Origin of the sequence: Streptomyces sp. NPDC015346, assembly GCF_043078785.1 — a bacterium.
Lineage (GTDB): Bacteria > Actinomycetota > Actinomycetes > Streptomycetales > Streptomycetaceae > Streptomyces.
Map to the genome: position 1 here is coordinate 591,890 of NZ_JBIBTW010000001.1, position 19,698 is coordinate 611,587.

The window sequence follows — 19,698 nt, forward strand, 5'->3', positions numbered from 1 at the left end:
CGCCGAACTCAAAAAGTCACCGCACGCCCCTCGTGGCGGTGATGTGTCGTACCCCACACTGGGGAGCGGTGCCTGAGCCCCCGGAGCACCGGCAGCGATCACCCTGGAGGTCGCCCCCGTGCAGTCCCAGACCCTGTCCCCGACGGACGTCGTGCCCGGGCAGCGCCCGGCCCCCCACCAGTCGGAGGCGCGACCTCCCGGCGAACCGGGAGCGGCCGCCGGGAGCCCGGAGCCGGCCGAGCCCGAGCCGGAGGCCGAGCCGGTCGAGCCCGTGCCGGCGGGCGAGTTCGTCGACGAGGAGCCGGAACCGGAGCCCGTCCCGCGACGCTCCGATCCCGGGAGCGGCGGCCCCTCCTCCGACCTCTTCCGCCAGTACCTGCGGGAGATAGGCCGCATCCCGCTGCTCACCGCCGCCGAGGAGGTGGAGCTGGCCCGCCGGGTCGAGGCCGGGCTCTTCGCCGAGGAACGACTCGCCTCCGCCACCGACCTGGACTCCCAGCTGGCGGTCGACCTCGACCGGATCGTCGTCATGGGCCGCATGGCCAAGCGCCGCCTCATCGAGGCCAATCTGCGCCTGGTCGTCTCCGTCGCGAAGCGGTACGTCGGGCGCGGCCTGACCATGCTCGACCTCGTCCAGGAGGGCAACCTGGGCCTGATCAGGGCCGTGGAGAAGTTCGACTACGCGCGCGGCTACAAGTTCTCGACGTACGCGACCTGGTGGATCCGCCAGGCGATGTCCCGGGCCCTCGCCGACCAGGCCCGGACCATCCGCGTGCCGGTCCATGTCGTCGAACTGATCAACCGGGTCGTCCGGGTCCAGCGCCGGATGCTCCAGGAACGCGGCTACGAACCCACCCCCGAAGAGGTCGCCGCCCAGCTCGACCTGGTGCCCGAACGGGTCAGCGAGGTGCTGCGCCTCGCCCAGGAACCGGTCTCCCTGCACGCCCCCGTGGGCGAGGAGGACGAGGTCGCCCTCGGCGACCTCATCGAGGACGGCGACGCCGCGAGCCCCATGGAGTCGGCGGCGTTCCTGCTGCTGCGCGAGCACCTGGAGGCCGTCCTCTCCACCCTCGGCGAGCGCGAACGCAAGGTGGTCCAGCTCCGCTACGGCCTCGACGACGGCAGGCCCCGCACCCTGGAGGAGATAGGACGCCTCTTCGGCGTGACACGCGAACGCATCCGCCAGATCGAGTCCAAGACCCTCAACAAGCTGCGGGACCACGCCTACGCGGACCAGCTGCGCGGCTACCTCGACTAGTCGACCTCGGCCACCGCCTGCGCGAACTGGGCCTCGTACAGCCGCGCATACGCACCCTCGGCCGCCAACAGCTCCTCGTGCGTCCCCTGTTCGACGATTCGGCCGTTCTCCATGACGAGGATGACGTCGGCGTCGCGGATGGTGGAGAGGCGGTGGGCGATGACGAAGGAGGTGCGGCCGTGGGAGAGGCGGGCCATGGCTTTCTGGATGAGGACTTCGGTGCGGGTGTCGACGGAGCTGGTGGCTTCGTCGAGGACGAGGATGACGGGGTCGGAGAGGAAGGCGCGGGCGATGGTGATGAGCTGTTTCTCGCCGGCGCTGACGCCGGAGCCTTCGTCGTCGAGGACGGTGTCGTAGCCGTCGGGCAGGGTGCGGATGAACCGGTCGGCGTGGGCGGCCTTGGCGGCTTCCTCGATCTGCTCGCGGGTGACTTCTCCGCTCGCTCCGTAGGCGATGTTCTCGGCGATGGTTCCGCCGAAGAGCCAGGTGTCCTGGAGGACCATGCCGATCCCGGAGCGCAGGTCCTCGCGTGACATCTTGGCGACGTCGACGCCGTCGAGGGAGATCCGGCCGCCGGTGACTTCGTAGAACCGCATGAGGAGGTTGACCAGGGTCGTCTTTCCGGCGCCGGTCGGCCCGACGATCGCGACCGTCTGGCCGGGCTCCACCGTCAGCGACAGATCCTCGATCAGCGGCTTCTCCGCCTCGTACCGAAACGCCACCTCCTCCAGGGCCACCTTCCCCAGCGACTCCGAGGGCCGCTCGCTCTCCGGAGCGTCCGGCTCCTGCTCCTCAGCGTCGAGCAGCTCGAAGATCCGCTCGGCCGAGGCGACGCCCGACTGCACCAGGTTCGCCATCGACGCGACCTGCGTCAGCGGCATCGAGAACTGCCGGGAGTACTGGATGAACGCCTGCACGTCGCCGATCGACAGCGTCCCCGAGGCCACCCGCAGCCCGCCGACCACGGCGACCAGCACATAGTTGATGTTCGAGATGAAGAACATCACCGGCTGCATGACCCCGCTGTTGAACTGGGCCCTGAACCCCGCCTCATACAGCGCGTCGTTCTGCTCGCGGAAGTCGGCGGCCGACTCCTCCTGCCGCCCGAAGACCTTCACCAGCGCGTGGCCGGTGTACATCTCCTCCACATGGGCGTTGAGCTTGCCCGTGGACCTCCACTGCTGCACGAAGTGCGGCTGCGACCGCTTGCCGACCTTCGTCGCCACGACCACCGACACCGGCACGGTCACCAGCGCCACCAGCGCGAGCAGCGGCGAGATCCAGAACATCATCGCCAGCACGCCCACGATGGTGAGCAGCGAGTTGATGAGCTGACCCATCGACTGCTGCAGGGTCTGCGAGATGTTGTCGATGTCGTTGGTCGCCCGGCTGAGGACCTCACCGCGCTTGGCCTTGTCGAAGTACGACAGCGGCAGCCGCGACAGCTTCGCCTGGACGTCCTCGCGCATCCGGTAGACCGTCCGGTTGATCACCTTGATCGACATCCGGGTGGAGACCAGCATGAGGAGCCCGGCCGCCACATAGATGATCAGCACCCACAGCAGTACCTCGCCGACCGCCGTGAAGTCGATGCCACGGCCGGGGGTGAAGTCGACGCCGGACAGCATGTCCGCCATCCCGCCCTCGCCCTCGCGCCGCAGCCTCTCGATCGTCTGCGCCTTCGTCGTGCCCTCGGCCATCTGCCGCCCGACGACACCCGCGAAGACCAGGTCCGTCGCCTTGCCGAGGATCTTCGGCCCGACCACCGCGCCCGCGACGCTCAGCACACCGGCGACCAGCATCAGCCACAGCGCGCCCCGCTCGGGCGCCAGCTGTTTCAGCAGCCGTTTGCCCGAGCCCTTGAAGTCCATGGAGCGCTGGTCGGGGCCGCCGCCGGCCATCATTCGTCCGCCAGGACCGGCCATCAGGCTGCCTCCGCCTCGGTCAGCTGGGAGAGCACGATCTCCCGGTACGTCTCATTGCCCGCCATCAGCTCGTGGTGGCGGCCGGTCCCCACGACCCGGCCCTCGTCGAGGACCACGATCCGGTCGGCGTCCCGGATGGTCGACACCCGCTGGGCGACGATCACGACGGTCGCGTCGGCCGTCTCCTCCTTGAGCGCCTCTCTCAGCAACGCGTCCGTCCGGTAGTCGAGCGCCGAGAACGAGTCGTCGAAGAGATAGATCTCCGGCCGCTGCACCAGCGTCCGCGCGATGGCGAGCCGCTGGCGCTGCCCGCCCGAGACGTTGGTGCCGCCCTGCGCGATCGGCGCGTCCAGACCGTGCTCCAGCTTCTTCACGAAGTCGGCGGCCTGGGCGACCTCCAGGGCGTGCCACAGCTCGTCGTCGGTCGCGTCGGGCTTTCCGTACCGCAGATTGCTCGCCACCGTGCCGGAGAAGAGGTACGGCTTCTGCGGAACGAGTCCGACCGTACGGGCCATCAGCTCGGGGTCGAGCCTCCGTACGTCCACCCCGTCGACGAGGACCTCGCCGCCGGTCACGTCGAACAGCCGCGGGACGAGACCGAGCAGGGTGGATTTGCCGCTGCCCGTCGAGCCGATGATCGCCGTGGTCTCACCGGGCCGTGCGACCAGCTCGATCTCCCGCAGCACCGACTCCTCGGCGCCCGGGTAGCGGAAGTCGGCGCTCCGGACCTCCAGATGCCCACGCCGCCGCAGCTCACGCACCGGCTCGGCCGGCGGCACGACACTGCTCTCGGTGGACAGGACCTCCTCGATGCGCTCGGCGCACACCTCGGCCCGCGGCACCATCATGAACATGAAGGTGGCCATCATCACCGCCATCACGATCTGCATCAGATAGGCGAGGAACGCGGTGAGCGCGCCGATCTCCATCCCGCCGGCGTCGATCCGGTGCGCACCGAACCAGACCACCGCGATGCTGGAGATGTTCACGACCGTCATCACGGTCGGGAACATCAGCGCCATCAGCCGGCCGGTCGCCATCGAGACGTCGGTCAGCTCGGTGTTCGCGACCTTGAACCGCTCGCGTTCGTAGGCGTCCTTCACGAAGGCCCGGATCACCCGGTTGCCGGTGATCTGCTCGCGCAGCACCCGGTTGACCGTGTCGAGCCGCTCCTGCATGGTCCGGAACAGCGGCCGCATCTTCTTCACGATCAGCGAGACCGAGACGCCGAGCACCGGCACCACGGCGAGCAGCACTCCGGACAGCGGCACGTCCTGCCCGAGGGCCATGACGATGCCGCCGACACACATGATGGGCGCGGACACCATCAGCGTGAACGCCATCAGGACCAGCATCTGGACCTGCTGGACGTCGTTGGTGGTGCGGGTGATCAGCGACGGGGCGCCGAACTGCCCGACCTCACGCGCCGAGAAGGACTGCACCCGCGCGAAGACGGCGGCGCGGACGTCCCGCCCGAGGGCGGACGCGGTCCGCGCGCCGTAGTAGACGGCGCCGATGTTGCAGACGACCTGGAGCACGGAGACCGCGATCATCAGGGCACCGAACCGCAGGATGTAACCCGTGTCCCCGTCCACGACACCGTTGTCGATGATGTCGGCGTTCAGGGTGGGCAGGTAGAGGGAGGCGCAGGTCTGCAGGAACTGCAGCAGCACCAGCAGGGCGATGGGCTTCTTGTACGGTCCCAGGTGGGTTCGGAGGAGTCTTATGAGCACGGGCTCTACTATCGCCCGCACCCCTGCGAGGTTACGACTCGTTTTGGCGCGTGTTCACGAGGTGAAGGCGCCCGGGTGGATCTGCTCCCGCGTGGCGACGTACTGCTGCCGCACCGCCTGACCCACGGCCAGCTCCTCGCCGGGCTCGAACACCTGGGCCGCGGCGCCCTGCCAGGCCGGGGGAGCCGCCGGCGACAGCGTGCCCCGGGCCACGCCGAGCGCCCAGGCGGCCTGCCGGGCGGCGCCGACGGCCGCGTAGTCCGCCGGCTGGGGGACGACGACCTGCGCGCCGAAGACGGTCGGCGCGATGGCCTGGACGGCGGGCAGCCCGGCCGCCGCGCCGAGGAGGAAGATCCGCCGCACCTCGACGCCCCGCCCGCGCAGGACGTCCATGGCGTCGGTGAGCGCGCAGAGCATGCCCTCGAAGGCGGCCCGCGCGAGGTGCTCGGGCTTCATCGACTCGCGGCGCAGACCGCTGAGGGTGCCGGCGGTGTGCGGCAGCGGCGGGGTGCGCTCGCCCTCCAGATAGGGCAGGAGGACGAGACCGGAGGCGCCGGGCGTCGACTTCAGGGCGAGCGCCGACAGCTCCTCCAGGCTCTCCGCGCCGAGCATCTCGGCGGTGCCGCGCAGCGCCCGTACGGCGTTGGAGGTGTGCACGACGGGCAGGTGCATGCCGGTCGCGTCGGCGAAGGAGGTGATCAGACCCCGGGGGTCGGCGAGCGCCTCGTGGTGGACGGCCATCACGGAGCCGGAGGCGCCGAGGGAGACGACCGCGTCGCCGGGCGCGAGGCCGAGGCCGAGTGCGGCGGCCATCGTCTCGCCCGTACCGGCGGAGATCAGCAGGCCCTCGGGGGTGGTCCCGGCGGCGTCGGCGGGGCCGATGACCTCGGGGAGCACGGCCTGGTGGCCGAGCGCCAGCTCGACGAGGTCGGGACGGTAGGCGCCCGCACCCGCGGACCAGTAGCCGGTCGCGGACGCGGCGCCGCGGTCGGTGGTGCGCCGCACCGGGCGGCCGAGGAGCTGCCAGACCAGCCAGTCGTGCGGCTGCAGGAGCATGGCGACGCGCTGGGCGTTCTCCGGCTCGGAGCGGGCGAGCCAGCGGAGCTTGGCGACGGGCTGCCCGGCCTGCGGCACGGACCCGACGGCCTCGGCCCAGGCCTGCCGCCCGCCGAACGCCTCGATCAGATCCGCCGCGGCGACCTGCGCCCGCTTGTCGTTCCCGACCATCGCGGGGCGCACGAGAGTGCCCTGCGCGTCGAGCGGTACGAGCCCGTGCTGCTGAGCGGAGACCCCGATGGCCTGCACCCCCTCGAGCAGCCCCCCGCCGGCGGCCTCCCCGAGGGAGAGCAGCCAGGCCTGCGGGTCGACGTCGGTGGCCTTCGGCTCACCGGGATGCGGGGCGTAACCCTGCCGCAGTACGGCGCCCGTGTCCGCGTCGCAGACGACGATGCGTGTGAAATCGGCAGAGCTGTCCAAACCGGCGACTATCCCCATGGGGAAGATTCTGCCGCACGCGGGGGAGTGGGGGGAGCGAGCGCGGGGTAAGGGACGCGTTTTCGAACGCGCGTCGGCCCTCCCCGGCGCGCGGCCACCGGCCCGTAGCCGGTCGGTGGCCGGCGGCCCGGGGACTCGGGGCGGGAGGTCAGGTGTTGCTCACGCCCCAGTCGTCCTCGGTGACCTGGCCGTTGTGGTGGCGCAGGGCATGGATCCGGTCGGTGACCGAGGCGGGCAGCCTGTCACCCACCTTGTCGCTCACGGCGTGCAGCGCCTTGCCGGCGACCTGCCGCCCGGTCTGCGCCGCCGACTCGGCGGCGTTGCGCACGGCGGGGTTCTGCGAGAGTTCCCGCGCCGACTTCTTCATCTGCTCGTAGCGCTCGCGTCCGGCCCGTGTGCCGATGACGTAACCGAGGGCCAGTCCCACGACGAACGTCAGCTTGTACCGCACGGCGGCACCACCCTTCCCTGGAGCTTCCCTGATGTCTCACTGGTGCCCACGAGCGCCCACGGCATACCGATTGGCGGAGCACCCCCCTGCTTGCGCTAATGTATGTGTCGCAGCGAACGAGCGCCCGCTCGGAACACCCGAGGTGGCTACGTTCGGTGCAAACGCAGCAATCCCCTGTAGCTCAATTGGCAGAGCAGCCGGCTGTTAACCGGCAGGTTACTGGTTCGAGTCCAGTCGGGGGAGCGCGATCCCCTGTAGCTCAATTGGCAGAGCATTCGGCTGTTAACCGGAGGGTTGCTGGTTCGAGTCCAGCCGGGGGAGCGAGAGGAAGAGGACCCTTCGGGGTCCTTTTTCTTGTGCCCGGGAACCATGCGCCACGCTGCGCGGTCTACATGGTCGAGCGTTGCCGACCATCCGGAGCAGGAGATCGTATGAGCGGCTATGCTGCGGCAGACGGCGCGCACACATGTACGCGCCACGCCGTGAGGGGCGGTAGCTCAGCCGGTTAGAGCAGCGGACTCATAATCCGTCGGCCGTGGGTTCGAGTCCCACCCGCCCCACTCGGGGTCGTACCGCAGGAACGTTTCCACCTCTGTGGCGACCACAATGCCCCCGGCATGACGTACGACACGTACGACACGCCGGGGGCATTTTCGCGCCGTCGCCTGGACGGCTGATTTCCCGGGTTACTCGATGGCGAGCTCGACCTGGATGTTGCCGCGGGTGGCCTTGGAGTACGGGCAGAAGGCGTGGGTCTTCTCCAGGAGGTCGCGGCCGGGGGCGCCCTGGAGGTGGTCGGGGAACTCGGCGCGCATGACGACCGCGAGGCCGAAGCCGCCGTCCTTCTCGTCCTTGCCGATGCTCACCTCGGCGGTGATCGAGGCGTCCTTGACGTCGATCTTCTCCTGGCGCGCCACCACGCCCATCGCGCTGGCGAAGCAGGCCGCGTAGCCGGCGGCGAAGAGCTGCTCCGGGTTGGTGCCCTGGCCGTTGCCGCCGAGGGCCTGGGGGTGGGCGAGCGGGAGGTCGATGTGGCCGTCGGAGCTGACGGCGCGGCCCTCGCGGCCGTTGGCGGTGGCGACGGCGGTGTAGATCGCGTTCATGGGTGGCTCTTCCTGTCCTCGGTCGATGCGGCGGAGTGCTCCCACATTGATATCGCACAATTCAGTTGTGCACAACTGAATGGCCCTCGCGTAACCTGGTGGCCATGGAGACGCTCGACACGACCCGGGACGAGGACTTCCTCCGGCTCGACCACCAGATCTGCTTCTCGCTGCACGCCGCCACCCGCGCCTTCAACGGCGTCTACCGCGGCGCGCTCAAGGAGCTCGGGCTCACCTATCCCCAATACCTGGTCCTGCTCGTGCTCTGGGAGCACGGCGAGCTCCCGGTCAAGCGGATCGGCGAGCACCTGCGCCTCGACTCCGGAACCCTGTCGCCCCTGCTCAAGCGGCTGGAGGCGGCCGGATACGTCGAGCGGCGGCGCAGCGCCGAGGACGAGCGGTCCGTCACCGCGCGCGTCACCGAGGCCGGCGCCGCGCTGCGCGAGAAGGCGCTCGGTGTGCCCCGGCGGATCGCCGCCGCGACCGGGATGTCGCTGGAGGAGATCCGCCACCTGCGCGCCCAGCTCAACCAGCTGGCCGCCCGGCTCGACACCGTCGACCCGGACGACCTGACCAGCTGCGGCTGACGACCTGACCAGCTGCGTCTAAGGACTGTCCGACCCGATGCGGGGGACGGCGCGCAGCAGCGTCAGCACCAGCGCCGCCGTCACCAGGGCGAACACCGCGCTCAGCGCCGATGCCGACTGCAGCGCCGTCGTGAAGGAGTCCCGGGCGAGGGCCAGCAGGTTCTCGTCGGCCACCGCGCTCGCCGCGCCCAGGCTGTCGCGGGCCGCCGCCGGGGCGTCCGCCGGAATGCCCGAGCGGTAGACGGCCACGGCCGCGCTTCCGGTCACCGCGATCCCCAGCGCCAGGCCCAGGTCGTAGGCGGTCTGCCCGGTCGCCGCCGCGGCGCCGGCCTTCTCCGGCGGGGCCGCGCCGACCGCCATGGCCGTGCCGAGGACGCTGATCGGCGCCGCTCCGAACATGATCACCGCGAGGGCCAGCGAGGCCACCACCACCCCGGACGCCAGGGCGATCGCCGCGTAACCCGTCAGGGAGACCAGCAGACCCCCGACCAGGACGTACGCCGGGCGCACGCGGCGGGCCAGGGCCGGCGTCAGCTGCGAGCCGGCGATCAGCCCGGCAGCCCCTGGCAGCAGCCACACCCCCGCCTCCAGCGGGGACTGCCCCGCCACCGCCTGCAGATACTGCGGAATCAGGTACTCCACCCCGTTGAGCGCGGCCATTCCCAGCAACAGAGTGAGCAGCGCCCCCGTGAACGTCCGGTTCCGGAAGAGCCGGAGGTCGAGCAGCGGCGTCGTCAGGGCGTTCTGGCGGCGGACGAAGAGCGCGGTGAACACCGATCCCAGGACGAAGGCGGCGGCCGCCTCCGCCGTCGGGCCGTGCGCGGCCAGCGACTTCACCCCGTACACCAACGGCAGCACGGCCAGCAGGAAGAGAGCGACGCTCATGAGGTCCAGCCGGCCCGGGCGCGGATCCCGGTACTCCGGGAGCAGCACCGGTGCCGTGACGAGCGCGATCAGCATCACGGGCAGGCCGATCAGGAACACCGACCCCCACCACCACGCGGCCAGCAGCACCCCGCCGACGATCGGCCCGATCGCCAGACCGACCGAGAGCGCGGTCACCCACATCGCGATCGCCGTGGCCCGTTGACGGGCGTCCGTGAACATGTGGCTGATCAACGCGAGCGTCGAGGGAAGCACGGCCGCCCCGGCCACCCCCAGCAGGGCGCGGGCCGTGATCAGCGTCCCGGCGTTCGGGGCGTACGCGGCGAGCAGCGAGGCCAGCAGGAAGCCGGCCGAGCCCGCCATCAGGAGCCGGCGGCGACCGAGGCGGTCCCCGAGCGTGCCCATGATGACGAGGGTGGAGGCGGTGAGGAAGCCGTAGATGTCGGTGATCCAGAGCAACTGGGCGCTGCTGGGCCGCAGATCGGCGGCGAGGGAGGGGGTGGCGAGCCACAGCACGCCGAGGTCGGCCGTCATCAGGGTGACGGGGAGCAGCAGCACGGCCAGGCCGAGCCACTGGCGGGCGCCCGCCCTCGCGGGTGGCGCGGGGGCGGCGGAAGGGGTGAGGGAAGGGGCAGAGGAAGGGGCGGGGGTACGGATGTCAGGTCGTGGTCGTGGTCTTGGTCGTGGGCGTGGTCATGAGTGGAGCGCCTCCTCGGACGCCGCGAGCACCTGCCGCACCCGCGCCGGGCGCAGCTCGTGGGGGACACCCGAGAGCTCGGTGTCGTGGACAAGGAGGACGGACGCGTCCTCGATGCCGCAGAACTCGGAGATACCGGTCCGCAGTTGGAGGTCCATGGCCGCCGCGAGGCCGGACTCCTCGAATGCCCGCCGTGGGCCGCCCGCCAGGCCGATCCAGCGCATCCGCTTGCCGGCCAGGCGCGGGCGGCTGCGGCCGTAGGCGAAGCCGTAGTTCCAGACCCGGTCGATCCACCCCTTGAGGACGGCCGGTGGCGCGTACCACCACACCGGGAAGACGAGGAGGATCTCGTCGGCCGCGGCGATCCGCTCCATGTGGGCGTGGACCTCGGGGGAGTACCGCTTCTCGCGGTCCTCCCAGTCCGGCTCGTCGGCCGGCGTGAGCCGGGGGTCGAACTCCTCGGTGTACAGATCCAGTACGTCGACGGTGGCGCCCGCCTCCTTGAGCAGGCCGTGGAGGTGGTCGGCGACCTGGGCGGTGAGGGAGTCGCGGCGGGGGTGGGCCACGACCAGGAGGGTGTGCTTCGTGGTCGGTGCGGTCATCGTGCGCTTCCCTCACAGACCGAGGCCGGAGCCGCCGCTGACGTCGATGTTCTGGCCGGTCACCCAGCGGGAGTCCGGAGAGGCGAGGAATCCGACGGCATCGGCGACGTCGGCCGGCTGCCCGACCCGGTCGAAGACGGAGAACCCGGCCGCGTGCGCCTTGGCGGCGGGGTCGGCCATCCACGGGTGGATGTCGGTCTCGATCGTGCCGGGGGACACCGCGTTGACCGTGATGCCCCGGGAGCCGAGGGTCTGGGCGAGGGTGAGGGTCAGTACCTCGATCGCGCCCTTGGAGGCGGCGTACGAGGTCATGCCGGGGAAGGCGACCTTGGTGACGCCGGAGGAGACGTTGATGATCCGCCCTCCGTCGCGCAGCCGCCGCAGGCCGTGCTGGACGATGAAGAAGGGGGCCTTGGCGTTGACCGCGAAGACCCGGTCGTAGTCGGCCTCCTCGACCTCGTGGATGGTGCCGGGCCCCGCGACTCCGGCGTTGTTGACCAGGATGTCGACGCCGTCGGCGTGCGCGTCGAAGGCCTGCCACAGGGCTTCGGCGTCGCCCGGGACGCCCAGCTCGGTCCGGATCGCGAAGGCGGCGCCGCCGGCCGCCTCGATCGTGGCGACCGTCTCCTTCGCGGCCGTCTCGTTGGTGGCGTAGTGGACGGCGACACGGGCGCCGTCGGCGGCGAGGCGGAGAGCGATCGCCCTGCCGATGCCGCGGCTCGCGCCGGTGACGAGGGCCGTCTTGCCGGTGAGGTTGTGGGTGCGGGTGCGGGTGCTGCTCATGTTCCTGCTCCTGTTTCTCGGTCCGTTTCCTGCTGGCAGAGACGACTCTGGGGGGTGGGTGTTCGGGTCCGGCTCGGGTCGGGTTCGGGTCGGGTTCGGGTCCGGTTCGGGTGTCGGCAGGCGGAGTTGGAGGTCCGGGTTACGGTGGCCGCATGCGATTCGGGGTGCTGGGGGAGACGGCCGTACGGACCGACGACGGCCGGGAGGTCCGGGTCCCGGAGCTCAAGGTCCGCGCCCTGCTCGCCTCGCTGCTCGTCGACGCCGGACGGCCCGTCGCCGCGCACCGGCTCATCGACGACCTGTGGGGCGAGGAGCCGCCCGGCAGCCCCCTGCGGGCCCTGCGGGCGAAGGTCTCCCAGCTCCGCCGCGCACTGGAGGACGCCGAGCCCGGCGGTCGCGACCTCGTCGTCTCCCGGGCTCCCGGCTATCTGCTCGACGTACCCGAAGGGGCCCTGGACGCCCGGCGGTTCACCGCACTCGCCGAGCGCGCCAGAGCCGTGGCCGATCCGCGCGTCCGGGCCGGGCTGCTGACCGAGGCGCTGGAGCTGTGGCGCGGGCCGGCGTTCGCCGACTTCGCCGAGGAGACGTTCACCCGGGCCGCGGCGAACCGCCTCGAGGAGGAGCGGCTCGTCGTCCAGGAGGAGCTCGCCGAGGCGCGCCTCGCGGCGGGCGAGCACGCCCGACTTGTGGGCGAACTGGCCGAGTTGGTGGAGCGGTACCCCCTGCGTGAACGCCTCCGCTCCGTCCAGCTCCGTGCGCTCTACCGCTCGGGCCGCCAGAGCGAGGCCCTGGCCGGTTACGAAGACCTGCGCACCCGCCTCGCGGAAGACCTCGGCCTGGACCCCAGCCCCGAACTCGCCGCCCTGCAACGCGCGATCCTGCGCCAGGACGAGGAACTGGCGGGACGGGGTACGACCTTGAGCGCCGGATCGGGTGAGGGCCGTGCGGTCGGCGGGGGTGCGCCGGCGCGCGACGGCGTCCTCGGTGACGTACGCGGAAATCTGCCCGTACCGCTCAGCGGGATCGTCGGGCGGGAGGAGGCGGTCGGCGAGGTGCGGGCGCTGCTCGGTACGCGGCGGCTCGTCACCCTCACCGGGCCCGGCGGCGTCGGCAAGACGCGGCTCGCCGTGGAGGCCGCGGGGCAGTTGCGCGGGACCTTCCCCGACGGGGAGTGGTTCGTCGAGCTCGCCGGCGTCCGCGGCGACCTGGCCGAGGTCGTCGCCGCGGCCACGAGGCTCCGGGACGACGGCTTCTGGGGCGTCCTGCCCGAGGGGGAACGGCGCCTCGGCGCCGCCGAGCGCCTCGCCGACGTCCTGCGCGACAAGCGGCTGCTCCTCGTCCTCGACAACTGCGAGCACGTGATCGACGAGGCGGCCGCCCTCACCGAACTCCTGCTGCGCACCGCACCCGGGCTCGTCGTCCTGACCACCAGCCAGGAGCCGCTGGCCCTCGCGGGGGAGACCCTCTGGGCCGTACCACCCCTCGCCTCCGACGGCGCCGTCCGGCTCTTCACCGCCCGGGCGGTCGCCACCGCGCCCGGATTCGTCCTCGACGAGACCACCACCGGGGCCGTGGAGGGCATCTGCCGCCGGCTCGACGGCATCCCGCTCGCCCTCGAACTCGCCGCCACCCGCGTCCGAGCGCTCGGCGTGCACCGGCTGCTCGAACGGCTCGACGACCGGTTCCGGCTGCTCACCGCGGGACAGCGCGGCGCACCCGCCCGTCAGCAGACCCTCCGGGCGGTGATCGACTGGAGCTGGGAGCTGCTCTCCGGACCCGAGCGGACCGTCCTGCGCCGGCTCGCAGCCCACGCCGAGGGGTGTGGCCTGGAGGCCGCCGAAGAGGTCTGCGCGGGTGACGGCGTAGCGGTCGGAGACGTGGCCCTCGAAGAGGTGGCCGTCGAAGACGTGCTGGACCTGCTCGTACGGCTCGTGGACCGCTCCCTCGTGGCCGTGACGGACACCCCGGACGGTCCCCGATACCGGCTGCTCGAATCCGTCGCCGCGTACTGCGCGGAGCGGATGCGGGAGGCGGGGGATACGGAGACGGAGGCGGTACGGGCGCGTCACCTCGCGTACTACACGCGCCTCGCCGAGTCGGCGGAACCGGAGCTGCGAGGCGCACGGCAGCGTGAGTGGCTGGACCGGCTCGACAGGGAGAACGCCAATCTGCGGCGGGCCCTGGACGGCGCGCTGGAGGCGGGTGAGGGGGAGTACGCGCTCCGGCTCGTCGACGCGCTCGCCTGGTACTGGATCCTGCGCGGGCGGCTCGGCGAGGCGCGACGCTCGGTCGAGGCGGCGCTCGCCGTCCCCTGCGCCGGTGCCGGTGCCGGTGCCGAGGGTGCGCGGCGGGCGCGAGTCGGGGCCTGGAGCGTCGGGATCGCCGTGATGACGGGCGACGGGGCCGACCGGAAGCGACGGATCCAGGAGGCACTGGAGGCGTACGCGCCGGACGACACCGCCGGGAGGACCTGGGCGCACTGGTTCCTCGCCCACGCGCTGTGCGGCACCGGCGACGTGTCGGAGGGCGAGGCGCTGATCGCCGTCGCGCTCGACGGGTTCCGCGCGCTGGGCGACCGGTGGGGAGAGGCGGCGGCCCTGTGCGACCGCTCAGTGCAGCGGCTCCTCAAGGGCGATCTGGCGGGCGCGGAGGCGGACGGCGCGGCGGGAGCGGAGCTGTTCGCGCGTGCCGGTGACGCGTGCGGGCGGCTGTGGTCCGTGCACCCGCTGGCCTCGGTCGCCGAGATCCACGGGGACTACGCGCGGGCGGTGGCGCTGAAACGGGAGGGGCTGGAGACGGCGCGGGAGTTCGGGCTCTCGACGCAGGCGGCCGACCTCCTGTCCGGCCTCGGCCGGACGGCGCTGCTCATGGGAGACCTGGAGCGGTCCCGGGCGTACCACCAGGCCTCCCGCGAGGAGGCGGCCCGGCTCGGCTTCCGCGCGGGCGAGGTCAACGCGGTCCTCGGCCTCGGCCTCGGCGCCCGGAAGGAGGGGCTCCTGGACGAGGCGGAAGGGCACATGCGGGAGGTCCTGGAGTGGCACCGGAATGTGGGACTGGACGGTGCGAACGCCCTGGTCCTCGCGGAGCTCGGCTTCGTGGCGGAGCTGCGCGGGGACGCGGAGGCCGCGGTGGCGCTGCACGGGGAGGGGTACGCGACGGCCCTGACGACCGGCGACCCCCGGGCGATCGCCCTCGCCCTCGAGGGGCTGGCGGGCGCGCACGCCCTGGCCGGCCGGGCGCATACGGCGGCCCGCCTGCTGGGCGCGGCGGCCCGGCTCAGGTCTTCGACCGGGGCACCGCTGCCTCCGGCCGAACAGGGAGACGTGGACCGAGCGAGTGCGTCGGCCCGAAAAGCGCTGGGTGAGGAGGGCTTCGAGGCGGCCTTCACCGAGGGCGCCGCTTCAACGCCGGAAGCGGTGGTGGCCGAGGCGGCCGCGGCGGAGGCGGCCGTAGGAGAGCCGGCCGTGGCGGAGGCGGAGGCGGCCGCGGGGTAGGTGGTCGTGGCCGAGGCGGCCGTAGCGGAAATGTAAGGAGCCGGGATGCCTGGCGTCCCTATACTCGCCCCATGTCCACCCTCACCATCCGGCGTGCCACCGCCGACGACTCCAAGCGGCTCACCCGGCTCGTCCGGAAATCGGCCGCCTATCGGGGCGACTACGCCGCCATGGTCGACGGCTACGTCGTGGGAGGCACGTACATCGAGCATCACCCCGTCTTCGTCGCCGTCGACGAGCGGCAGCGCGTCCTCGGGTTCTACGCCCTCCTCCTCGACGAGGCCGAGCTCGACCTCGCCTTCGTCGCCGACGACGCGCAGGGACTCGGCATCGGCCGGATGCTGATCGAACACATGGCGGGCCAGGCCCACGCCGCCGGGCTCGGCTCCGTGCGGGTCGTCGCCCACCCGCCCGCCGAGGACTTCTACCTGCGCACCGGCGCCCGCCGCACCGGCACCGTCCCGCCCACCGGGTCGATCCACTGGGAGCGCCCCGAACTGCGGTACGACGTCTCGTGACCGCCACTCAGGAGGGGAGCCGGCAGGAGAGCCGCCGGGTCTTCGCGGACCTCACCCCGCTCAGGACCTCCCCGCACTACCGCCGTCTCTGGTTCGGCAACACCGTCTCGTGGGTCGGCCAGGGCATGACCGCGCTCGCGATCTCGCTCCAGGTGTACGACATCACCCGCTCGCCGTTCTCCGTCGGGCTCGTCGGACTCTTCTCGCTCGTCCCGCTGATCGTCTTCGGCCTGTACGGCGGCGCCGTCGCCGACACCGTCGACCGCCGCAAGCTCGGGCTCGCCAGCGCCACCGGGTCCGCCGTGCTGTCCGCCGCGCTCGCCACGGCCGCGTTCGCCGGCTTCCACCGCGTCTGGTTCCTCTACGCGATCGTGGCCCTGCAGTCCGTCTGCGCCGCGCTCAACTCGCCCGCCCGCAGCTCGATGATCCCGCGGCTGCTGCCGCCGGAGCAGCTACGGGCCGCGAACGCGCTCAACTCCATGACGATGACCTTCGGCATGCTCGTCGGCCCCAGCCTCGGCGGTCTCATCGTCGGCATCGGCGGCTACCAGACCGCGTACCTCGTCGACGCCGTCGCCTTCTTCGCCGCGCTCTACGCCATGTGGCGGCTGCCCTCGATGCTCCCCGACCGGACCGGCGCCAAGCGCGCCTCCGTCCTCGACGGGCTGCGCTTCCTCGCCACCCGCCCCAACCTCCGTATGACGTTCTTCTCGGACTTCTGCGCGATGATCCTCGCCCACCCCCGCGCGCTGTTCCCGGTCGTCGCCGTGGTCTGGTACGACGGCGACGCCCGCACGGCCGGCCTGCTCGCCGCCGCCCCGGCGGTCGGTGCGTTCCTCGGCGGGGTGCTCTCCGGCTGGCAGGGGCGTATCCGCCACCACGGGCAGGCGATCCTCCTCGCCGTCGCCTGCTGGGGCACCGCGATCGCGGTCTTCGGGCTCACCCGCGAGCTCTGGCTCGGGCTGCTGCTGCTCGCCCTCGCGGGCTACTCCGACACCGTCTCCATGATCTTCCGCAACACGTTGATGCAGGTCGCCGCCCCGGACGAGATGCGCGGCCGGCTGCAGGGCGTCTTCATCGTGGTCGTCGCCGGCGGACCGCGCCTCGGGGACTTCCTCGCCGGATCGGTCGCCGACCTCACCTCCCCGGCCGTCGCGATCACCGGCGGCGGTATCGCCTGCGTTCTCGCCATCGGCCTGCTCGCCCTGTACGGGCGGGGATTCCGCCGGTACGACGCGCTCGACCCGACGGCCTGAGCCCGGCCCCGTCCCAGCCCCTGCTTGCTCCACCCCTTCACGCCGTGGGGGTCACGATCCCGCGGACGACACCCAGTTCGACCAGGTCCTGAGGGCGCAGCCGCAGCTGGTCGGCGGTGGCCGGGGCCTGCTCGGGCGGCCTCTTGAGGATCGCCGCGGCGAGCTCGGGCGCGATGACGGAGAAGTAACCGTCGGGCGCCGCCCAGGTGTTGCCGGGCGCGGCGAGGGCGAGCGCGCCGCCGGAGCCGCCCTCGCCGATCAGGAGCGAGGTCACCGGGACGCGGGCCCCCGCGATGGCGGCGAACGCGTCCGCGATGGCCGGGCCGGCGCCGGACCGTTCCGCCTCGGCGTCGTTGGCGGCGCCGGGGGTGTCGATCAGGGTCAGGACGGGAATCCCGAGCCGGTCCGCGAGCCGTACGAGCCGGGCCGCGGTACGGAACCCGGCGGGCCGGGTCGCGGAACCGTCCTGTGCGGCGTACGCGATGACTCGCCCGGCGTGGAGCCCGAACCCGCACTCCACCCCGGGGTCCACCCCGCCGGCCCGGTCTCCGCGCACGGCCGCCCGCTCCTCGAAGTACGCGTCCAGATAGGCCCCGGAGCGCGGCCGTCGCGGATCCCGGGCCCGGCTGACGGCGGCCCATCCGGTCCCGGGCGGCCCGACGTCGACGAGAGCGTGGGGCGGGGGTGGCGGCGGGGACGCGGAGGCCGGTGCCGTGGAGGTCCTCCCGCCCGACAGCAGGCGCAGCCACCGCGACAGCGCCGCGCGCAGCTCCTCCGGGCGGACGAGCGCGTCCACGTGGCCGTGCTTCCACTGGTCCTCGGCCGTGTACGCCGCCGGATCGGCGTCCGGCGGGCGGACCCGCGAGCCGGCGAAGGCGACCTGCGCGGAGGGGAGGGCGAGCACGACGTCCGCGCCGGCGCCGACCGTGGCCCAGCCGCCGCCCGTGGAGGGGTCGCGGAGCACCGCGACATGGGGGACCCCGGATTCCCGGAGCCGTACCGTCGCGGCCGCGACGCGCTGGAGCTGGGTCAGGGCGACCATGCCCTCCTGCATCCGGCTGCCGCCGGTCGCGACCAGCGACACCAGCGGAATCCGCCGCTCCTGGGCCGCGCCGTACGCGGCGACGAGCCGGTCCCCGGCCGCCCGCCCGAGCGAGCCGCCCAGAAAGCCGAACTCGAAGGCGACCAGGGCGACGGCGCGCCCCCCGATGGTCGCCGTGCCGTGCAGCACGGACTCCTCCTCGCCGGTCGCCTCGGCGGCCCTGGCCCGCGAGGCCCCATAACCGGCCCACCGGATCGGCCCGTCGGGGTCCCTGGCGATGTCCTCCGGAGCGTGGGTGCCCCCGCCGCCCGGGACCGGCAAGGGGGTGAAGTCGTTCGTCACCAGCGCGATCACCTCGCGCGCCGTGAGCCGCTCAGCCATGGAGGGCCGCCCCCGGAAGCGCCTTCTTCAGCAGCTTTCCCATGTCGTTGCGGGGGAGCGCCGCCAGGTAGTGGACCACCCGCGGCCGCTTGTGCGGGGCGAGGAGGTTCGCGACATGGTCCGCCAGCTCCTCCGCCGCCGGCGGGTCCGCCGCGTCCGCCGGGACCACCCAGGCCACGATCCGCTCCCCGAGATCCGGATCCGGCTCGCCCGTCACCGCCGCCTCCCGTATCCCCGGGTGGTCGAGCAGTGCGTTCTCTATCTCGCCCGCGCCGATCTTGTAGCCGCCGCTCTTGATGAGGTCGGTCGCCTTGCGGCCCACGATCCGGACACCGCCGTCCGCCTCCCGGACAGCCATGTCCCCGGTCCGGAACCAGTCCCCGTCGAAGGCCGCCGCCGTCGCGTCCGGCCGGTTCAGATACCCGGAGAAGAGGTTCGGGCCCCTGACCTGGATCTCGCCGACGCTCTCCCCGTCGTACGCCTCGACCCGCCTCCCGTCCTCGTCCACCAGGCGCAGCTCGACGCCCGGCAGCGGCGGTCCCACGGACCCGGGCCGGGGCGGGGAGCCGACGCGGACGGACGTGTTCATGAGCGTCTCCGTCATGCCGTACCGCTCGATCACCGTCCGGCCCGTCGCCGCCGTGATCCGCTCGTGGTCGTGGACGGGCAGCGCCGCCGAGCCGGAGACCAGGAGCCGCGCCCCGGCCAGCGCCGCCACCAGCGCCGGGTCCTCGGCCAGCGCGTCGGCGAGCCGGTGGTACATCGTCGGTACGCCGAACAGCATCGTCCCGCCGCCCGCGCCCAGCTCCCGGGCCACCCCCGCCACCGAGAACGCACCGAGGTGCCGCACCGAGCCGCCCCGCCGCAGCGGGCCGAGGACGCCCAGGACCAGGCCGTGGACGTGGAAGAGCGGCAGCGCGTGGACGAGGACGTCGTCCGCCGTCCACGCCCAGGCGTCCGCCAGGGCGTCGAGCGAGGCGGCGATCGCCCGGCGCGAGAGGACGACGCCCTTGGGCGGCCCCGTGGTGCCGGAGGTGTAGACGATCAGCCCCGGGGACTCCGCTCCGGCGCTCCCGCCCGCCGCCGTGCCCCGCGCGCCCCCGTCCACCGCCGCACCCCGCGCGGTCACGTCCACCGCGATACGGGGCAGGGCGGTGAGCCCCGCGGGCAGTTCGTCGTCCGGGCCCGCGAGCACCACGCCGGGCGTGCTGTCGGTGAGGATGTGCGCCAACTCCCGCTCACCGGTACGGGGGTTGAGCGGTACGGCCGGCACCCCGGCGAGCAGCGCCGCCACCACGGCGACCGCCGTCCGCGCGGTCGGCGTCGCCCAGACCGCCACCCGGCCCGCGCCCGTGCCCTCGATCCGGGCGGCCAAGTTCCCTGCGGTCGAGGCCAGTTCGCCGTACGTCAGCGCATCGGCGCCGAAGCGCAGTGCGGGGCGGTCCGATCCGGCCACCAGGGCCGGGAAGAGCGTGCTCAACGGTCGTCC

15 protein-coding genes and 3 tRNA genes are annotated in these 19,698 nt (G+C 72.7%); 8 read left to right on the forward strand and 10 right to left on the reverse strand.

Translation table 11 applies throughout. The features are described 5' to 3' along the window. Nucleotides 1–97 precede the first annotated feature (97 nt). A complete protein-coding gene (locus ACF06X_RS02640; protein WP_392285947.1) occupies nucleotides 98–1,258 on the forward strand; it encodes an RNA polymerase sigma factor in 1,161 nt (386 codons plus the stop codon). Here the strand turns inward: ACF06X_RS02640 and ACF06X_RS02645 are convergent. From ACF06X_RS02645 to ACF06X_RS02660, 4 genes are all read right to left on the reverse strand, one after another. Further along, nucleotides 1,255–3,183: an ABC transporter ATP-binding protein gene (locus ACF06X_RS02645; RefSeq protein ID WP_392285340.1), complete on the reverse strand. Its 1,929-nt coding sequence runs from the start codon at nucleotides 3,181–3,183 to the stop codon at nucleotides 1,255–1,257. The two genes, ACF06X_RS02640 and ACF06X_RS02645, sit on opposite strands and share 4 nt — an antisense overlap. Beyond that, on the reverse strand, nucleotides 3,183–4,916 hold the full coding sequence (locus tag ACF06X_RS02650) for an ABC transporter ATP-binding protein (RefSeq protein ID WP_392285341.1): 1,734 nt from the start codon (nucleotides 4,914–4,916) through the stop codon (nucleotides 3,183–3,185). Before ACF06X_RS02650 ends, ACF06X_RS02645 begins: the two co-directional genes overlap by 1 nt. A 54-nt stretch (nucleotides 4,917–4,970) precedes the next feature. Next, nucleotides 4,971–6,410, reverse strand: a complete 1,440-nt coding sequence (locus ACF06X_RS02655; protein WP_392285342.1) for an FGGY family carbohydrate kinase — start codon at nucleotides 6,408–6,410, stop codon at nucleotides 4,971–4,973. A gap of 148 nt (nucleotides 6,411–6,558) precedes the next feature. Next, nucleotides 6,559–6,861 carry a YtxH domain-containing protein gene (locus ACF06X_RS02660; protein WP_392285343.1) on the reverse strand — a complete coding sequence of 101 codons (303 nt, stop codon included), beginning with the start codon at nucleotides 6,859–6,861 and terminating at the stop codon, nucleotides 6,559–6,561. A gap of 170 nt (nucleotides 6,862–7,031) precedes the next feature. Between ACF06X_RS02660 and ACF06X_RS02665 the strand changes: the two genes are divergently transcribed. The 3 genes from ACF06X_RS02665 to ACF06X_RS02675 all read left to right on the forward strand — a co-directional run bounded on the left by ACF06X_RS02665 (nucleotide 7,032) and on the right by ACF06X_RS02675 (nucleotide 7,421). Further along, nucleotides 7,032–7,104, forward strand: a tRNA-Asn gene (locus ACF06X_RS02665). A 5-nt stretch (nucleotides 7,105–7,109) separates the two neighbouring features. After that, nucleotides 7,110–7,182 (forward strand) — tRNA-Asn (locus tag ACF06X_RS02670). 165 nt (nucleotides 7,183–7,347) lie between these two features. Beyond that, a tRNA-Ile gene (locus ACF06X_RS02675) sits at nucleotides 7,348–7,421 on the forward strand. A gap of 126 nt (nucleotides 7,422–7,547) precedes the next feature. Here ACF06X_RS02675 and ACF06X_RS02680 read toward each other — a convergent pair. Continuing rightward, a complete protein-coding gene (locus ACF06X_RS02680; protein ID WP_392285344.1) occupies nucleotides 7,548–7,964 on the reverse strand; it encodes an organic hydroperoxide resistance protein in 417 nt (138 codons plus the stop codon). A 104-nt stretch (nucleotides 7,965–8,068) separates the two neighbouring features. On the opposite strand from ACF06X_RS02680, the gene ACF06X_RS02685 reads away from it, so the two are divergent. Beyond that, complete coding sequence (locus ACF06X_RS02685) at nucleotides 8,069–8,551, forward strand: MarR family winged helix-turn-helix transcriptional regulator (RefSeq protein ID WP_392285345.1); 483 nt, start codon at nucleotides 8,069–8,071, stop codon at nucleotides 8,549–8,551. A gap of 18 nt (nucleotides 8,552–8,569) precedes the next feature. Here the strand turns inward: ACF06X_RS02685 and ACF06X_RS02690 are convergent, their stop codons facing one another. From ACF06X_RS02690 to ACF06X_RS02700, 3 genes are all read right to left on the reverse strand, one after another. Then, nucleotides 8,570–9,970, reverse strand: coding sequence for an MFS transporter (locus tag ACF06X_RS02690; RefSeq protein ID WP_392285948.1), 1,401 nt, complete (start codon nucleotides 9,968–9,970; stop codon nucleotides 8,570–8,572). Between the two features lie 159 nt (nucleotides 9,971–10,129). Next, a complete protein-coding gene (locus ACF06X_RS02695) occupies nucleotides 10,130–10,735 on the reverse strand; it encodes an NAD(P)H oxidoreductase (protein ID WP_392285346.1) in 606 nt (201 codons plus the stop codon). A 12-nt stretch (nucleotides 10,736–10,747) separates the two neighbouring features. Then, on the reverse strand, nucleotides 10,748–11,518 hold the full coding sequence (locus tag ACF06X_RS02700; RefSeq protein ID WP_392285347.1) for an SDR family oxidoreductase: 771 nt from the start codon (nucleotides 11,516–11,518) through the stop codon (nucleotides 10,748–10,750). Between the two features lie 152 nt (nucleotides 11,519–11,670). Here ACF06X_RS02700 and ACF06X_RS02705 point away from each other — a divergent pair, with 152 nt between their 5' ends. The 3 genes from ACF06X_RS02705 (at nucleotide 11,671) to ACF06X_RS02715 (ending at nucleotide 16,786) form a co-directional block, all read left to right on the forward strand. Beyond that, a complete protein-coding gene (locus ACF06X_RS02705; RefSeq protein WP_392285348.1) occupies nucleotides 11,671–15,012 on the forward strand; it encodes a BTAD domain-containing putative transcriptional regulator in 3,342 nt (1,113 codons plus the stop codon). Between the two features lie 71 nt (nucleotides 15,013–15,083). After that, a complete protein-coding gene (locus ACF06X_RS02710) occupies nucleotides 15,084–15,530 on the forward strand; it encodes a GNAT family N-acetyltransferase (RefSeq protein WP_392285349.1) in 447 nt (148 codons plus the stop codon). Beyond that, nucleotides 15,527–16,786: an MFS transporter gene (locus ACF06X_RS02715; RefSeq protein ID WP_392285350.1), complete on the forward strand. Its 1,260-nt coding sequence runs from the start codon at nucleotides 15,527–15,529 to the stop codon at nucleotides 16,784–16,786. Before ACF06X_RS02710 ends, ACF06X_RS02715 begins: the two co-directional genes overlap by 4 nt. Nucleotides 16,787–16,823: 37 nt before the next feature. On the opposite strand, the gene ACF06X_RS02720 is transcribed toward ACF06X_RS02715, so the two are convergent. Both ACF06X_RS02720 and ACF06X_RS02725 read right to left on the reverse strand, forming a co-directional pair. Further along, nucleotides 16,824–18,209 (reverse strand): carboxyl transferase domain-containing protein, encoded by a 1,386-nt coding sequence (locus tag ACF06X_RS02720; protein ID WP_392285351.1) that lies wholly within the window; start codon nucleotides 18,207–18,209, stop codon nucleotides 16,824–16,826. Beyond that, nucleotides 18,202–19,689, reverse strand: coding sequence for an acyl-CoA synthetase (locus tag ACF06X_RS02725; RefSeq protein WP_392285352.1), 1,488 nt, complete (start codon nucleotides 19,687–19,689; stop codon nucleotides 18,202–18,204). Before ACF06X_RS02725 ends, ACF06X_RS02720 begins: the two co-directional genes overlap by 8 nt. Nucleotides 19,690–19,698: the final 9 nt, after the last annotated feature.

Coding starts and splice junctions, on each gene's coding strand:
- ACF06X_RS02685 (WP_392285345.1), top strand. CDS start 8,069: ATGGAGACGCTCGACACGACCCGGGACGAGGACTTCCTCCGGCTCGAC.
- ACF06X_RS02655 (WP_392285342.1), bottom strand. CDS start 6,410: ATGGGGATAGTCGCCGGTTTGGACAGCTCTGCCGATTTCACACGCATC.
- ACF06X_RS02705 (WP_392285348.1), top strand. CDS start 11,671: ATGCGATTCGGGGTGCTGGGGGAGACGGCCGTACGGACCGACGACGGC.
- ACF06X_RS02680 (WP_392285344.1), bottom strand. CDS start 7,964: ATGAACGCGATCTACACCGCCGTCGCCACCGCCAACGGCCGCGAGGGC.
- ACF06X_RS02645 (WP_392285340.1), bottom strand. CDS start 3,183: ATGGCCGGTCCTGGCGGACGAATGATGGCCGGCGGCGGCCCCGACCAG.
- ACF06X_RS02710 (WP_392285349.1), top strand. CDS start 15,084: ATGTCCACCCTCACCATCCGGCGTGCCACCGCCGACGACTCCAAGCGG.
- ACF06X_RS02690 (WP_392285948.1), bottom strand. CDS start 9,970: ATGACGGCCGACCTCGGCGTGCTGTGGCTCGCCACCCCCTCCCTCGCC.
- ACF06X_RS02720 (WP_392285351.1), bottom strand. CDS start 18,209: ATGGCTGAGCGGCTCACGGCGCGCGAGGTGATCGCGCTGGTGACGAAC.
- ACF06X_RS02695 (WP_392285346.1), bottom strand. CDS start 10,735: ATGACCGCACCGACCACGAAGCACACCCTCCTGGTCGTGGCCCACCCC.
- ACF06X_RS02700 (WP_392285347.1), bottom strand. CDS start 11,518: ATGAGCAGCACCCGCACCCGCACCCACAACCTCACCGGCAAGACGGCC.